The sequence below is a fragment of the Bradyrhizobium sp. MI1.3 genome (genome assembly GCF_055811695.1).
In genome coordinates this window covers 1-467 of sequence record NZ_JBVVPQ010000263.1, presented here as the reverse complement: position 1 = coordinate 467, position 467 = coordinate 1, and the positions used below count along the sequence as shown (strand labels likewise).

Sequence of the window (467 nt, the reverse complement as noted above, 5' to 3'; positions counted from 1 at the left end):
GGCACCAACGACAATCCGACGGTTACGGCGGGCGCGCAAAGCGTTCAGCTGGTCGAAAGTGGGGTTGGCACGGCGGGAACGGCGTCGGCCAGCATCACGCTGACCAAGGCCGATCCGGACACCGGCGACAGCGCGGTTTACGACAACACGGCGATGACCACCACGGGTGGCTGGGCGACCGGCGACGGCGGGGTGACCTACAGCAAGACCGGCATCTACGGCACGGCGACGCTGACCAGCGCGACCGGGCTGGTGAGCTACGCGCTCAACAACGCCGACCCCGACACCAATGCGTTGGCGGGCGGCGCCAGCGTCAGTGACAACTTCACGGTCTACGTCAAGGACGGCAGCACTGGCACCGCCAGCACGGCGGTGAACTTCGCCATCACCGGCACCAACGACAATCCGACGGTTACGGCGGGCGCGCAAAGCGTTCAGCTGGTCGAAAGTGGGGTTGGCACGGCGGG

At 67.2% G+C, this 467-nt stretch carries 1 protein-coding gene; it reads left to right on the top strand.

Going from position 1 to position 467, the window contains the following annotated elements:
• Window positions 1-467 (top strand): VCBS domain-containing protein (locus AC0L3A_RS40950; RefSeq protein ID WP_473256610.1); only part of this gene is annotated, 467 nt, incomplete at both ends.